The organism is Spirillospora sp. NPDC049024, from assembly GCF_040649235.1.
Classification (GTDB): Bacteria; Actinomycetota; Actinomycetes; order Streptosporangiales; family Streptosporangiaceae; genus Spirillospora.
The window spans coordinates 132,342-146,818 of sequence record NZ_JBEZFD010000003.1; the positions used below are offsets into that span (position 1 = coordinate 132,342).

Annotated in this window: 17 protein-coding genes; 12 read left to right on the forward strand and 5 right to left on the reverse strand. The window is 70.4% G+C overall.

Features of this window, described 5'->3' with window-relative positions:
* Positions 1-30 precede the first annotated feature (30 nt).
* Together AB0C21_RS06160 and AB0C21_RS06165 are read left to right on the forward strand one after the other, a co-directional pair.
* Entirely contained in the window at positions 31-921 is an 891-nt protein-coding gene (locus AB0C21_RS06160; protein WP_500202960.1) for an RNA polymerase sigma-70 factor, read from the forward strand.
* A gap of 80 nt (positions 922-1,001) precedes the next feature.
* Positions 1,002-1,994, forward strand: a complete 993-nt coding sequence (locus AB0C21_RS06165; RefSeq protein WP_500202961.1) for an aldo/keto reductase — start codon at positions 1,002-1,004, stop codon at positions 1,992-1,994.
* A gap of 14 nt (positions 1,995-2,008) precedes the next feature.
* Here the strand turns inward: AB0C21_RS06165 and AB0C21_RS06170 are convergent, their stop codons facing one another.
* The 3 genes from AB0C21_RS06170 to AB0C21_RS06180 all read right to left on the reverse strand — a co-directional run bounded on the left by AB0C21_RS06170 (position 2,009) and on the right by AB0C21_RS06180 (position 3,669).
* Entirely contained in the window at positions 2,009-2,659 is a 651-nt protein-coding gene (locus AB0C21_RS06170) for an NADPH-dependent F420 reductase (protein WP_500202962.1), read from the reverse strand.
* Positions 2,660-2,729: 70 nt separating this feature from the next.
* Positions 2,730-3,083, reverse strand: coding sequence for a winged helix-turn-helix transcriptional regulator (locus tag AB0C21_RS06175; protein WP_500202963.1), 354 nt, complete (start codon positions 3,081-3,083; stop codon positions 2,730-2,732).
* On the reverse strand, positions 3,070-3,669 hold the full coding sequence (locus AB0C21_RS06180; protein WP_500202964.1) for a TetR/AcrR family transcriptional regulator: 600 nt from the start codon (positions 3,667-3,669) through the stop codon (positions 3,070-3,072). Before AB0C21_RS06180 ends, AB0C21_RS06175 begins: the two co-directional genes overlap by 14 nt.
* A 99-nt stretch (positions 3,670-3,768) precedes the next feature.
* Between AB0C21_RS06180 and AB0C21_RS06185 the strand changes: the two genes are divergently transcribed.
* The 4 genes from AB0C21_RS06185 (at position 3,769) to AB0C21_RS06200 (ending at position 7,217) form a co-directional block, all read left to right on the forward strand.
* A complete protein-coding gene (locus tag AB0C21_RS06185; RefSeq protein WP_500202965.1) occupies positions 3,769-4,395 on the forward strand; it encodes a DUF2867 domain-containing protein in 627 nt (208 codons plus the stop codon).
* 11 nt (positions 4,396-4,406) lie between these two features.
* Complete coding sequence (locus AB0C21_RS06190) at positions 4,407-5,117, forward strand: alpha/beta hydrolase family protein (RefSeq protein WP_500202966.1); 711 nt, start codon at positions 4,407-4,409, stop codon at positions 5,115-5,117.
* A 116-nt stretch (positions 5,118-5,233) separates the two neighbouring features.
* Entirely contained in the window at positions 5,234-6,463 is a 1,230-nt protein-coding gene (locus AB0C21_RS06195; RefSeq protein WP_500202967.1) for a hypothetical protein, read from the forward strand.
* Positions 6,464-6,491: 28 nt separating this feature from the next.
* Positions 6,492-7,217 (forward strand): alpha-ketoglutarate-dependent dioxygenase AlkB, encoded by a 726-nt coding sequence (locus AB0C21_RS06200; protein WP_500202968.1) that lies wholly within the window; start codon positions 6,492-6,494, stop codon positions 7,215-7,217.
* A gap of 115 nt (positions 7,218-7,332) precedes the next feature.
* On the opposite strand, the gene AB0C21_RS06205 is transcribed toward AB0C21_RS06200, so the two are convergent.
* Positions 7,333-8,136 carry an alpha/beta fold hydrolase gene (locus tag AB0C21_RS06205; protein WP_500202969.1) on the reverse strand — a complete coding sequence of 268 codons (804 nt, stop codon included), beginning with the start codon at positions 8,134-8,136 and terminating at the stop codon, positions 7,333-7,335.
* 159 nt (positions 8,137-8,295) lie between these two features.
* On the opposite strand from AB0C21_RS06205, the gene AB0C21_RS06210 reads away from it, so the two are divergent.
* From AB0C21_RS06210 to AB0C21_RS06235, 6 genes are all read left to right on the forward strand, one after another.
* Positions 8,296-9,216, forward strand: a complete 921-nt coding sequence (locus tag AB0C21_RS06210; RefSeq protein WP_500202970.1) for an AraC family transcriptional regulator — start codon at positions 8,296-8,298, stop codon at positions 9,214-9,216.
* A 139-nt stretch (positions 9,217-9,355) separates the two neighbouring features.
* Positions 9,356-9,994, forward strand: a complete 639-nt coding sequence (locus AB0C21_RS06215; RefSeq protein WP_500202971.1) for a DUF4232 domain-containing protein — start codon at positions 9,356-9,358, stop codon at positions 9,992-9,994.
* Between the two features lie 168 nt (positions 9,995-10,162).
* Entirely contained in the window at positions 10,163-10,735 is a 573-nt protein-coding gene (locus AB0C21_RS06220) for a sigma-70 family RNA polymerase sigma factor (RefSeq protein WP_500202972.1), read from the forward strand.
* Positions 10,732-11,343: a hypothetical protein gene (locus AB0C21_RS06225; protein WP_500202973.1), complete on the forward strand. Its 612-nt coding sequence runs from the start codon at positions 10,732-10,734 to the stop codon at positions 11,341-11,343. The genes AB0C21_RS06220 and AB0C21_RS06225 overlap by 4 nt, the downstream gene beginning before the upstream one ends.
* Before the next feature lie 134 nt (positions 11,344-11,477).
* The gene (locus AB0C21_RS06230; RefSeq protein ID WP_500202974.1) at positions 11,478-13,055 is read left to right on the forward strand and encodes a beta-propeller fold lactonase family protein; all 1,578 of its coding nucleotides are present in this window, start codon (positions 11,478-11,480) and stop codon (positions 13,053-13,055) included.
* Positions 13,056-13,072: 17 nt separating this feature from the next.
* Entirely contained in the window at positions 13,073-13,813 is a 741-nt protein-coding gene (locus AB0C21_RS06235; RefSeq protein ID WP_500202975.1) for a DUF1775 domain-containing protein, read from the forward strand.
* A 192-nt stretch (positions 13,814-14,005) separates the two neighbouring features.
* On the opposite strand, the gene AB0C21_RS06240 is transcribed toward AB0C21_RS06235, so the two are convergent.
* Entirely contained in the window at positions 14,006-14,437 is a 432-nt protein-coding gene (locus tag AB0C21_RS06240; RefSeq protein ID WP_500202976.1) for a hypothetical protein, read from the reverse strand.
* Positions 14,438-14,477 lie beyond the last annotated feature (40 nt).

Below are 14,477 nucleotides of genomic sequence, written 5' to 3' on the forward strand. Positions count from 1 at the left end.
CCGAGCCGCCGACCAAGGAGGGAGTACGAGGTGGATGAGACCTTCGAAGAACACAGGCGGCTGCTGCTGGGCCTGGCGTACCGGCTGCTGGGCAGCATGTGGGATGCCGAGGACGTGGTGCAGGAGGCCTTTCTGCGCTGGCTGCGAACCGACCGTTCCCAGATCCGCGAGCCACGCTCGTACCTGGTGACGGTGGTGTCCCGCCTCGCCCTCGACCAGCTGCGTTCGGCGCGGGCGACCCGCGAGGCCTACACCGGACCATGGCTCCCCGAACCGGTGGACGGCCAGGCGTTCGGACCGCTGGAGACCGCCGAAATGCGTGACACGCTCTCCTACGCGACGCTGCACATGATGGAACGGCTGTCACCGCCCGAACGGGCGGTGTTCGTACTGCGCGAGGCCTTCGACCTGCCCTATGACCAGGTCGCCGAGATCCTCGGCAGTCCCGCCGCGACCTGCAGGCAGTGGCACCACCGCGCGGTCGCCTACCTGGCCAGGGATTCCGAACGGTTCACCGCCGAACCCTCCGATCACGCCGAACTCCTCACCCGGTTCCTGGCCGCGGCGCGGGACGGCGATCTGGCCGCCCTGACGGAGCTGCTGGCCGAGGACGCGATCGCCTACAACGACGGCGGCGGAAAGGTCCGCGCCGCTCTGCGCCCGATCACCGGACGCGACGACGTGCTGGCGTTCGTGACCGGGCTGCTGTCCCGCTATCCGCTGCAGGAGGTCCACCTGACCCAGGCCAACGGCGAACCGGCGATCTGGACCGTGATCGGCGGGCAGCGGCAGCTGGCGACCTTCGACGTCCGTGCCGGACGCATCCACGCCATCTTCGGTGTCCTCAACCCCGACAAGCTCACCCGTATTCGGACCACTGCCTGTTCATCACCGCGACCACGCCACCGTGCTCCCCGGTGATGCCGGCAACCGGTGCCCCTCGGCTCTGAACGACGCCGCAGGACGGGGACGCAACGACAGCGACCAGAGAGGTCAAGATCATGGAAGCCAGGATGTTGGGGCGCACCGGGAGGCGGGTCGGCGTGATCGGGCTCGGAGCCTGGCAGCTCGGAGCCGACTGGGGGCGGCTGGAGGAGTCCGAGGCCCTCGGCACGCTGCACTCGGCGCTGGAGTCGGGAGTGGACTTCGTCGACACCGCCGACGAGTACGGGGACGGGCGCAGCGAGCAGATCATCGGCGAGTTCCTGCGGTGGTGCGCGCGGACGGGAGCCCGGAAACCGACCGTGGCCACGAAGATGGGCCGAAGGCTGCCCCAGGAACCTGAGAACTACAACGCCGCCAACTTCCGCGCATGGACCGACCGCTCGCGCCGCAACCTCGGGGTCGAACGGCTCGACCTGGTCCAACTGCACTGCCCCCCAGATCCCGTGTACGCCTGCGACGAGGTGTTCGACGCCCTCGACGCCCTGGTCGCCGACCAGGCCATCGCGGCCTATGGAGTCAGCGTCCGCACCTGCGAGCAGGCGCTGGCCGCCATCGCCCGCCCCGGTCTGGCCACGGTCCAGATCGTCCTGAACGCCTTCCGCATGAAACCGCTGGAGCGGGTGCTGCCGGCCGCAGCCAGGGCAGGGGTCGGCGTCATCGCGCGCGTCCCGCTCGCCAGCGGGCTGCTCTCGGGGCGGTACACCGCCGCGACGGTCTTCGGCGCCGACGACCACCGCTCCTACAACCGGCACGGCGAGGTCTTCGACGCCGGTGAAACCTTCTCCGGCGTGGATTTCGCCACCGGTCTGGAAGCGGTGGAGCGCCTGCGTCCGCTGGTGCCCCAGGGGACGTCTCTGGCTCAGTTCGCGCTGCGCTGGATCATCGACCAGGAAGCGGTCAGCGTCGTCATCCCGGGTGCCCGCAACGCCCGGCAGGCGCACGGCAACGCCGCCGCGGCAGCACTGGCCCCACTGGATCAGGACACGCACAGGGCCGTACGGGAGGTCTACGACGAACTGATCCGCCCACAGATCCACCACCGATGGTGAATGCCGGCAACGATTCATTCACCGGTACGGCCCGGGGTGCTGAAGACGAAGACGGACAGCGGGTCGTAGCCGGAGAACAGCAGGCGGATGACGACGATCGCCATGGCTTCCAGGTGGCGCGCCTGCCTGATGTCGCCGGCGTCCAGCGGCTCCGCGCCGAGGTCTGCGATCAGGGCACGTGCCGTGGCCTTGCCGTCCTCGTCACCGGCGAAGGGGACGGCCAGGGGCCGGTCGTCGAAGACCGGCGGCCGCATCCGCCACACGGCGGCATGCGCCTGGTTGAAGGCCTTGACAACGTGGGCGCCCGGGGACAGCCGGGCGACGTGTTCGGCCATCGAGGCACCGCCTTCGTAGGTGACCTGCGAGAAGTCGGAGACGTCGACCGCGTTACCGCAGTCGATCACCGTCTTGCCGGCGAGTGAGCCTTCGGGGGCGCCGGCCGCGCGCAGGGTCTCCTCCACCCCGGCGAGGCGGACGGCGATCAGGACGGCGTCGCCGAACTCGGCGGCCTCGCGCAGCGTTCCGGCGCGGGCGCCGATCCGTTCGGCGAGGTCGGCGGCCTTCTCGGGCGTGCGGCCGCCGATGAGCATGTCGTGTCCGGCCGATGCCCAGCCGGCCGCCAGCGCTTCGGTCATCATCCCGGCCCCGAGCACACCGATCTTCATGACAGTCCTCCTGTGAGGTTCGAGGTTCTGTCCGAAGACGCTAGAAGGACGTGGGGAACCGGCTGGTTCCCTACGCGGAGGCGGCTGCGCGGGCCTCGAGCAGGGCGCCCGTGTTGTCCTCGGCCCACCGGGACAGCGCAGCCAGCGGTTCGAGAAGGCTGCGGCCCAGTTCGGTGAGGCGGTACTCGGTGCCGGGCGGAGCCGTCCGCAGTACGCGCCGCTCGACGAGGCCGTTTTCGCCGAGTCGACGCAGCGTCTGGGTCAGCATCTTCTTGCTGATGCCGCCGACGTTCTCACGCAGTTCGGTGTAGCGGGCCGGGCCGCGGCCCAAAGCGACCACGACGACCACCGACCAGGTATCGGCGATCAGGTCGAGCGTGGTGCGGGCCGGGCAGTCGGCGAGGAAGACGTCATAGGCGACCACTCCGGAATCGTAGGCACGGCCCGCCCACCGGTCCAGGGTCCATCAACACGAGGTCGGAGGCGCGGGCGCGGACGTCGGCCCGGGTGCGGCCGGGGTGGTCGGCGGCGAGGAACCGGCTGCCTATGGCCAGACAGAAGGCCAGGAGGCTGCGGGCCTCGATCTCGTCGGGATCCGAGCAGAAGGTGCCGATCAACTCGCGTGCCAGGGCGATGCGCTGGTTGTCGACGCGGCGCAAGCGTTCGGAGACCGCCTCGTCACGTCGCGCCCAGTCCCGGACGGCCAGGTCGATCGGCAGCAGGCGGTCGTCTGAAAGCGTCAGCCGGCCGGCGAGTCTGATCTTGGCCCGTGCATCGCCGTCCTCGTGCGCCACGCGTGCCAGGACGTCGTCGACGCTCTCACGCTCCCAGACGTCCAGCATCGCCTCCAACAGCGCGTTCCTGTCGGCGAAGTACCCGTAGAACCCGCCCTTGGTCACGCCGAGCCTCTTGGCGATGGCCTCGACGCGCACGGCGTCGGGCCCGCCGGCGGCCAGCGCCCGCAACCCTTCCTCGATCCACGCGCCCCGTGGCGTGCGAACGGTTCCCATATGTGACCCACCTCATTCGAGGATGATCTATACGCAACCGTATAAATCAACCTAGGCTCGTTTATACGCCAGCGTATACTTGGCCTCGAGGAGGAGACCATGTCGCCACGACTCCCGCACACCGAGCACACCTCACGCCCGTGGCGGATCCACGAACTCACCCCCGGTTTCCGGGTGGAGGACGTGTGGCGGTATCGCACTCCAGGCGCCGGCCCGGACGACTTCCCCGTGATGCTCGACGCGCTCGAGGCGCTCGCCGGACCCGCGAACTCCGGTCTCGCGGTGCGGGCCCTTTTCGCGGCCCGCTGGAAGCTCGGCGCCCTGCTCGGCTGGGACAAGCCCAAGCAGAGCCTGGGTACGCGGGTCCGCTCGCTGCGGGAGGCCCTCCCGCCCGACCTTCCCGCCGCCGGGGACGGCCACGCCGTCCCCGGCACTCCTTTCAAACGGCTGTACATCCTCGACGACGAGTACGCCATGGAGTTGGCGAACAAGACCGTGCATACGGTCTGCCACCTCGGATGGGTGCAGGCCGACAACGGCGACTACGAGTTGCGCATGGCCGCACTCGTCAAGCCCAACGGAACGTTCGGGCGCTTGTACATGGCCTGCATCAAGCCGTTCCGGTACCTCATCGTCTACCCCCAGATGACCCGGCAATGGGAACGCGCGTGGCGCGACCGCCACCGCCTCGTCCCGAACGCCGGCAACCGCACGGCCCGACGCTGAGGGGAACGGCGATGCCCCACGTGCGCATCACACGCGGCGGCGTCGATGTCGCCGGGCGCCGCCGCAGTTACACGCTGGTCGCGCCTCCCGACGCGATCCCCGGCGGCCCACTCGTCCTCGTCTTCCATGGCTCCGGGCAGAGCGGCGGCAAGTTCCGCGCCTTCTCCGGCGGTTCCTTCGACTCACTGGCCACCGCGGCAGGGGCCGTGGTCGCCTACCTCGACGGTTACAAGGGCCAATGGAACGACGCGTGCGCCGACAGCAGTGTCGGCGCACGCGTCGAGGACGTCGACGACGTGGCCTTCGCCACGGCCGTGGTCGGCGCGCTGGAAGTCAGTCATCGCATCGACCGCTCGAAGGTCCAGGAGGCTGCACCGATTGGCCCGGTGGATGTTCCACACCGGCGGGCGGTTCCTGTCGGCACCGCAGACCGCGGCCTACTTCGCGGCCCGCAACTCGATCGACCGGCCGCCCAGAACGCGGAAGCTGCCGCACAGTGTCCGATCCCGTACCGGATCGCGAACCACCTCGGTCACCGCCACGGACTACCGGCAAGCCGGCACGCCACCGGTCTCGCTCTACACGGTGCACGCCGGGGGCCACACGGTCCCCGGCGTGCGGCCCGCCCCACGCGTCATGGGCCGAACCTCCAGCCTGAACACCGCCGAGGCGGTCGCGGAGTTCTTCGGCCTCATACGCCGCTGAACCACTCGCGCCGGTGATCCCGACTAACATCCTCTACCGTGCGGAAGTTCACGGAATGGGCCGAACGGATCGGCAGGCATTCGGTCGACTCTGCGGACCAGCGTCTCGGTGGGCGAATGGCAGGTGCTGTTCAATGCACGCATCAGAGCTGACAGAGGCCCGCATCGAGGATGCGAGCAACATTCTGGTCGCGCCTTCGATGCTGCGGGCCAATGACTTGATCAGGGAATTCCTCGGGTCCACGATCACACCGGAGGACCTCGATTCCGGTTCGCCCGACCTCGCTCAGAAGACGGTCTACCTGTGCGGCGACGTGTCCGGGATCAGCGGCCGCCGACTGCGTGCGGCGGCCCGGGTGTTCGTCGTCCGGGAGCTGTCGCGCGGTTACCACGAGGGCGTCGACGAGCCCTGGACCGTCATCGACCTCGGCAGAGTTCCCATCCGCGTGCATGGCGCCGGCGTTTACTACCGCCGCTTCTTCGACCCCGGCGCCGATCACTTCGGGCGGATCTCCACGGAGCACGCGTTCCAGTCGCTGACGGAGTCCACCAAGCCCGGGACGGCCCACCGCAGCGGAATCTATCTGACGCCCGTCACGCGCGACGGTGACGAGCTGCATTTCCGTCTGCTCCGGTGCTCCACCAATCTCTCGGGGCCGACCGAAGGATTTCGCCCGACCGACACGCACATCGTCGAGGCTCTGAACCGGGAGGCGGCCGCCGTCTTCCGGAACCAGGCGCCGCTGAACCACGTCCTCGCTCAGATCTACCACAACACGCCCGCCACGACCGAGCGCAGGCAATCCAAGGCCAAGATCTCGGCGCATGCCGACAAGACCAAGGACATGCCCGTCAACGGCATCATGGCCTTCTGCACGTTCTATGACCGGCTCGACAAGCTGCGCCCCCTGCCGGAAGACGCCTTCGACTACGGTGTGAAGGGTGTCAGCGGACTGACCAGGCTCAACTTCCGTCTCAAGGAGCCGGCCGAAGGACGCGACGAGGCCGCGCTCCCCTCGCAGTTCAGCCTGACGCTCTATCCCGGCTCCGTGTTCCTCATGCCGCTGTCCACCAATCGCCTGTACACGCACGAAGTCCGCCCCTCAGGATTGGACGCCGAGCTGCTCCCGACCCGCCTTGGATACGTGGTGCGCTGTTCGAGCACCGAAGCCGTCCACAAGAACGGCCAGACGTTCCTCAAAGCGGACGAAGAGCTGGTGAGGCTGGAGCCGCCCACACCGGCGGGCATGGACGAGCTGCGCAGGCTTTACGCCGAGGAGAACAGGACCTCGTCCTTCATCGATTACGGCGACGAGTTCATCTTCAGCATGAACCAGGGGGACTACGTTGCCCCCCGGATCTAGGATCCCGGACGAGATCCTCTCGTACACCTTGCCGACCGAGGAGGATCTCTTCGCGGAGCTGTCCGCATCGGCTCGCCTGGAAGATGTCGGAAAAGGCCGGCGCGGCGCGACGCTCACCAAGGTGGACGAGGCGGAGGGCGTGCCTCTCGTACGCACTACCACTCGATACGGCAACCCGACACAGCGTTTCCGGGCGGTGCACGAACGGCTGGCGCAACGAATCCGAGAACGCGCGGCGCTTCCGGTCGGCTTCAACAACGCTCTCATCGAGCGCTACACGAACGCGTACAAGACCATGGGCGGCCATTCCGACCAGGCCCTCGATCTGGCCGACGGATCGTTCATCGCCGTCTTCTCCTGCTACGAACGCCCCGAAGCGGACCCGCCGAGGAAGTTGATCTTCGAATCGAAGGAGTCCGACGGCGAGAAGTTCGAGATCCCCCTCGGCCACAACAGCGTCGTCGCGTTCTCTGTCGATTCGAATCGGCGACTCAAGCACAAGATCGTGCTGGACACGCCTGCCCAGGCGACGGACAACCAATGGTTGGGCGTAACCTTTCGCACGTCGAAGACCTTCGTCCGGTTCCACGACGGACACGCGTTCCTCCCGCAGGGTGCGCGCCTCACGTTGGCCGACGACGAGCAGAGGCACGAGTTCTACCGGCTACGGCGCCGCGAGAACGATGAAACGGACTTCGTCTACCCCCCGCTGACGTACACCGTCAGCGAGAGCGACCTGATGCCGCCCGCCTGACCTCTCCATGTCCGGGTGCGCGGTGGCCCGCCGTCGGCCACCGATCGGAGGACGCCGCCCAATCCGGGTCGAGGTGAACCTCGACCCGGATTGCCTGTTCAGGCCCCGCGGTCGCTCAGGCCGCGCCCTCGGCGTGCGCGATCAGCAGTCGGGCGACCTCGTCGGGCTTCTCCAGCGCCACCGAGTGCCCCGCGGCCCGGACCGTCTCGTCCCGGCCGCCGGCCGCCTCGGCGATGTTGCGGCCGGAGATCGGCTGCGGGTAGGCGTGGTCCTCCTCGCCCGCGATCGCCAGGACCGGCACCCGGCACCCGGCGAGTTCCTCGGCGAGGCGGCCGCGGTGGACGACCTGCCACGCGCAGTCACGGATCGTCGGCTCCAGGGCGGCCATCGACGCCCGCCACCGCTCGATCAGCGGACCGCCCGCGGCAAGGCTGGCATCGCCGAACATGATGTAGAGGAGCGTGTCGATCGCCCGGGCCGCCCCGCCCTCCTCCCCGAGGCTCTCGACGAGGGGGGCGAACTCGGCGAGCTTGTACTCCTCCTCGCACGAGGAGCCGAGCGCGGCCACCGTGCGCACCAGTTCGGGATGGCGCGCGGCCAGCCGGAGCGTGACGAACCCGCCCATCGAGTTGCCCACGGCATGCACCGGGCCGACGCCGAGCGCACGGATCAGCGCGGCGGCGTCCTCGGCCAGCGCGTCCATCGACAGCTCGTCGATCGAGGCGGCGGGGGAACTGGCGCCCTGGCCGCGGTGGTCGAAGGCGATGGTGCGGTAGCCCGCACCGGTGAGCATCCGCACGAGCGGCTCGAACATCGCGCTGTCGAAGAACAGCGAGTGGCTGAGCAGGAAGACCTCGCCATCCGCGGGGCCGTTGTCGTCGTAGGCGAGCCGGGCGCCGTTGGCCTCGACGTACCGCATGTGGATCAACTCCCGTCCAGTGGGGCGGTGGGACCGTCCCCGGCCTTGTCGCCGAGGTACCGCCATGCGTTGGACGTTAGTAATGTGGCCCTGAGCTGGTCTTGCGGCTCCGCGCAACCGGCTGACGGCAGCGCGCAGGCCGCGGGCCGGGAGGTAGCGATGGGCCCGCCGGGATACGTCACAGCGGAAGCGGACACCGACGCCGTCCCGCGCGCGGGCCGCGTCGCGTTCTGGCGTGACCACGTGACGCAGAACCACGGGCGGCTGGACTTCGGTTTCCGGGACGCCGACCGGTTCGCGGGCGGCACCCGCGTGCAGCGCCAGGGGGACCTGCAACTCGTCGACTTCTGGTCGACGGCGATCGCGTACGAGCGCCTGCCCAGCGGATACGACGGCGACGGCGCCGACAGCCTGCGGATCGTGCTGCCGACGTCCGGTTCGATCAGCGTCGTCGGCTGCGAGGGCCACACCCGGATCGGGCCCGGGACCGCCGCCGCGGTCTCGATGAGGCTGGGCTTCCGGCTCGAACAGGACGGGTACGCGCGCGCCCTGATCCTGTCCTGCCCTGTCCGTCTCTGGACCGCGCCCGTCTCGGCGGGCCTGGTCCTGTGGGAGCTCGGCCACGGCGCGGGCGCGGTCTTCCGCACGATGCTGCGGGAAGCCTCCACCCAGGCGTCGACGCTGGACCGGTCGTCGTTCGCGTCCATCGTGGAGTCCGCCGTCGGGCTGCTGTCCCGCGGCGCGGCGAGCGCGGAGGACGACGTGCTCCTCCAGGCGCGCGCGGTCGCCCGCCAGTACTGCGACGACGCCGCCTTCGGCCCGGGCGAGCTGGCCGCGCGGCTGGGCTGGTCACTGCGTTCGGTCCAGTACGGGCTGCGACGCGCCTCGACCAGCCCCGCCTCCGTCATCCGGGAGGCTCGCCTCGAACGAGCGGCGAGCAGACTGCGGCACCCTGCCTGGGCGGCCCGCACGGTCAGTTCCGTCGCGCACGCTTCGGGCTTCGGGTCGCTCAGTGCCTTCAACGCGGCGTTCCGTGCGCGGTACGGCCTCACCCCGGTCGAGTACCGGGGCGAGGCCTGATCCCGTCGAACGTCGCGGTCTCCGCAGGCGCCGGCGAGGTGGGTCGAGAATCCGCCCCCGGTCAAACCCGCTGGAACCTATCCGACATTTCGGTCATCTCACTCACTGACCAGGGACGATTCACGTGGGGGACCCGAAGATGACGCACAGTACAAGCCGCCGTTCTCTCGTCGCGCTGGCAGGGGCCGGGCTGATGCTCGCGCTCTCCGCCACGGGGTGCCGCATCGACGTCAACGCGGGCGGCCCGGAACCGAGCCCGGGCGAGACCGGGAAGGCGATCCCCCGCTCCGCGTCCTCCCCCGGCGACGGCGGCGAGAAGCCCGCCTCGCCGCAGGCGGGCGGCGGCGACCCGGCAGTCTGCACGCCGCAGCAGCTGATCGCCGAGGTGCACGAGCAGCCGTCCGACTCCGAGGAGAAGGTGCTGGCGATCCTGACGCTGTCCAACAAGTCGGACCAGCGCTGCCTGCTGCCCAGGGGCTGGGCGCCGCTCGGGCAGGGCGGCGCGGGCGGCGCGTACTACGCACCCGTGGAGGGCGCGCGCGAGGCCCACCCGGACGCCGGCATGAGGATCATCGTGCGCCCTGGAGCGACGGCCTACGCCGGGCTGAAGTGGGGCACGAGCCCGGACTGCCCGTCCGCCGGCGGGTGGGCGGTCTCGTGGGCCGGCACCTGGCTCCCCGCCGAGGTGACCTGGCAGAACGGACCGCGCGACATCTGCCCCGGCACCTTCACCCAGGGCACCCTCCAGCCCAGCCCGAACAACGTCAACTACAGCTGATCCATGGCCTGACGGCCACCGGGCATGTGACCCAGGTCATATCCGCGGCCTTCAACACCTCTTCTAGGGTCCGCGTATCCCCCGTGACAAATCGGCCGGTGCGGCGAAGGGGTGTTCCTCAATGGCGGAGTGCAGCCGGCAGGCGGCATGCGGCGGGTCGGTGTAAGGGTGGCCCAGCTATGGAGGCTGGGCCGCCGGCCCGCCGCGCGGCAGGAGGCTCCTCCCTCCCTGCGCAGCGAGCAGGACGTACGGCTCGCCTATGACCGGCATGGCCAGGAACTGCTGGGTTTCGCGTGCAATGCCCTCGCCGACCGCCAGCTCGCCGAAGACGTCGTCCAGGAGACGTTCGTCAGGGCATGGCGGTCCGCCGCCTCCTTCGACCACCGCCGCGCGAGCCTGCGGACGTGGCTGTTCGCGATCGCCCGCAACGTCGTGATCGATGCCGGGCGGAACAGGGCCGCGCGCGTGCCGCTCGCCGCACCGGCGGACGCGGGCGAGCAGCAGCGCGATCCGCGTGACCCGTTCGACCAGCTGCTGACGCGCATCGAACTCGACGAGGCGCTGCGCCGCCTGTCACCCGAGCACCGCCAGGTCGTCCTGGAGGTGTACTTCCTCGGACGCACCTGCGCCGATCTCGCCGATGACCTCGGCATCCCGGCGTCCACGGTGCGCAGCCGCCTCTACTACGGAGTGCGCGCCCTGCGCGGGATCCTGGACGAGAAAGGATGGCTGGCTCCGTGAGTCCCTCCTGCCACGCGATCCGCGTCGAACTCACCGAACTCCTCCTGCTGGACCGGCCGCTGCCGGCCCCGATGGCCCGCCATCTCGCATGGTGCGCCGACTGCTCCGCCGAGGCGGCGGGGGTGCGCCGGCTGATCAGGACCTTCGAACGCGCCGAATCCGTCGTCCTCGACGTCGACGTCCCTGAGCCGCCGACGACGCCGGGGCGCGTCCGGCGGCGGGTCGCGGCCGCGGCCGCCGGGCTGGTGCTCGCCGCATGCGCGGTGCTGACGACCGTGCTCCCCGGTGACGGCCCCGACAGGCCGCCCGCCGCGGCGGTCACGCTGTCCCGGCCGGAACCGATGGTCGAGCACAGCTGGGGCACGGAGGTCCCGGTGTCCCTGTCCGGGCTCCGGCCTGGGCAGACCTACCACCTGCTGACCGGTGACGCCCAAGGCAGGCGCCAGTCGGCCGGAACCGTGCGGGCGGGCAGCGGCGACGCGCCCATGCGCACCCGCATGGTGACGGCGATGCTCCGGTCGCAGATCACCACACTGCTCGTCCAGGACGAGAGCGGACGCATGGTCGCACGGCTGCCCGTGACGTCTCCGTCGCGCACGCCCGACTGACCGGACTCCCCGGAGACCCGCGACCGAGTCAGCGGGTCTGCTCCGGCCTGCCCATCCTCTTCCGCGCACGGCGCCCCGCCGTGCGCTGCCCCGCCCTGCCATCCGGCACAGATCCCTTTCATGGAGGTTCATCCGTGTTCTCTGTCAGACACGCCATCGGTGCGGCCACGGTGCTGGCGACCGCGGGAGCCGCCGTCTTCGGCGTCACCGCCGCGGCCGGCGGATCGCCCGCCGCATCGCCGCACGGAGCCCGTCCGGTAGCGGCCGTCAAGGCGGCGGACCCGGCGCCGCTCTCGGGCCGGGACCGGGTCTACACGGCCGACCAGAGTTCGAACACGGTCACGGTCATCGACCCGGCCGCCGGCAGGACGCTGGGCACCATCCGTCTCGGCGACCAGCGGCTGGGCGCGACGCTCAGCCCGCAGTACCTGTCCAACGCGGGCGTCCACGGGCTCGGGTACTCCCCGGACCGCCGGCGCCTGGGCGTCGTCAGCGTGGCCAGCAACACCGTCGACATCATCGACACCGCCACGAACAAGGTCCTCAGCCACACCGACGCAGGCCGCGCCGCGCACGAGGGCGCCTTCACCGCCGACGGCGGCGAGTTCTGGGTCGCCGACCGCGGCCGGGACACCGTGACCATCGTCGACGCCGACCGCGGCGGCGTCGCCGGACGCGTCACCGTCGGCGCCGGCCCGTCGAAGGTGCTGATGAGCCCCGACGGCGGGCTCGCCTACGTCAACCACATCAGCGCACCCGAGATCACCATCGTCGATGTGAAGTCCCGCAAGGTGACCGGTCGCATCACGGGGCTCGCCGACGTCTTCTCCTCCGACGCCGCCATCTCCCCCGACGGCAAGGAGATCTGGGCGGCGCACAAGCGCGCCGGCAAGGTCAGCGTGATCGACGTGGCCGCGCGGAAGGTCAAGGCCGTGCTGGACACCGGCCCGGACACCAACCACCCCAACTTCGCGACCAACGCGCTCGGCTCGTTCGCCTACCTCACCGTCGGCGGCCTCGACCAGACGCTCGTCTACGAGCGCACCGCGTCGGGGGCGCCCAAGTTGATCACACGCGTGCGCAACCACGGGCACGCTCCGCACGGCTCCTGGCCCAGCGGCGACGGGACGCGGATGTACGTCGGCCTGGAGAAGTCCGACGCGGTCGACGTCATCGACACCACGACCAACAGGGTGATCAACACGATCAGGACCGGCCAGGAGCCCCAGGCCGTCCTCTACGCCCCCGGGGCCGTGCCCAGCCCGGACTCCGCCCCCGGACTCGGGCGCCAGGGACTCGGGGAGCGGGTCCGGAACGTGCCGACCGTCCTTCCCGACGGCTCGGCCGGGGACGCGATGCGGCCGGGCGGCAAGGGCCGTGTGCTGGAGGCGACCGTCCGTCCCGTCGGCGGGCTCGACATGGTCCAGTTGCAGGCCCGCGACCTCAGGCCCGCCACGACGTACCAGGCGTACGCCGTCGGGGCGTCCGGGCGCGAGACCCCGCTGGTCTCCTTCACCACCGACGAAGGCGGCAAGGCGCCGCAGGTGCTGTCCTTCTCCGCGTTCACCGGGAAGCGGATCGCGATCAAGCCCAAGGGACGGGCCTCGGCTCAGACCCTGGCGTCGTTGAAGAAGATCAGCACCGGCCACGAGCACAACGCCGAGGGCGGCCGCGACGCCGACCCGGCGTCCCTCGTGTTCTGCTGCTGCTGAGACGAAGGTGAGCGACCGTGGAACGCACACGCCCCACACCACGCCGGAACCGGCTGCCCGGCCTGGCGACCGCCACGGCCCTCGGCGCCGGGATGGTGATGCTGCTGTCCGCTCCGGCCTCCGCCCACGTACGCGTGCTGTCCGAGGGAGCCGAGGCGGGAAAGCCCGCGACGCTGCGGTTCCGCGTCCCGAGCGAGAAGGAGTTCAGCACCACGGTCCGGGTCGACATCACGCTGCCCGAAGGGGTGACCGCCGGCTCCGTCCCGGCCGACGACGGCTGGACGATCAGCCGGACGGGCGGCGGGAAAGGCGCTCCGCACGTCGTCTGGACGGCCCGGGCCGGACACGAGATCAAGCCCACCGAGACCCACACCTTCACCGTGCGCGTGAATCCGCTGCCCGACGAGGCCGTCCTGCGCTTCAACACCGCGCAGACGTACTCCGACGGGTCGGTCGTGAACTGGAACCAGCCCGCGACCGGCGGGCAGGAGCCCGACTTCCCCGTCCCTGAGCTGGTGCTAGACCCGGCGGCGGTGAGCGAACCGCCGTCATCGGGTAGCGCGCCGGAGGGCGGTTCGCACCCGGCGGTGAGCGAGGGGCCGGGTCCCTCGGCACCCCAGGTGAAGACGGCTGCGGACACGTCCGATGGGCAGCACGTCTCCCTTGCCGTCTGGGCCGTCGCGGGCACGCTCGCGGGCGTCGGCCTCATCGCCCTCGTCCGGCGCCTGAAGCGACCGTCCACCGGCCGGCACGGCTGACGACCACCGAAGATCCCCTAACGCGTTGAGCCCGGCCACCCCCCAGGTGCCCGGGCTCAACCACGCAGAGCGCCACGGCCGCAACTCTCTGATCAGCCGGTGCGCGACCGGGACCGGGCAGGCTTGCGCGACCGCTCCAACCGCCGAGACGGCCGGTCCACGATGCCCGGGCGCGGCCGGGTCCCTCGCCGTTCACAGGAGATGGACGTTCAAGCTCGCCGTACCGGCCGCTTCAGCCTTCTTGATCGAAAGATACGCGGACGCGGTCCGGTACTTCTTCTGCAGTCCCCAGAGCCGGATCTGGCCGTTGGGCCGCCGATCGGTCTCGACGATGCGCCAGCCTCGGCCTTCCAGATGTCGGGTCGCCTTCTGGGGTGAGACAGAAGCGCCGAGTCGAGTGCTCAGGTAGGGCGGATCGCCCGAATCGCACACGGACACGGTCTCAAGCGGGTCGCTGTGCAGTGGGGCCAAGTCGGCTGCGACCGCTCCACGCACGCTCCGAAGCTCTCTCAACCCGTCCTTGCACTTACCCTCCTCCCAGGCGGTGAGCCCGATGATGGCGGCCAGAGGTGCTGCCAGAACGACGCCGACTCCCACGGCCGCACCCACCATCAAGCGATCCATGGGACTCTCCCTCGACTCGCCTCGTGGGCGTTGCCCGTTC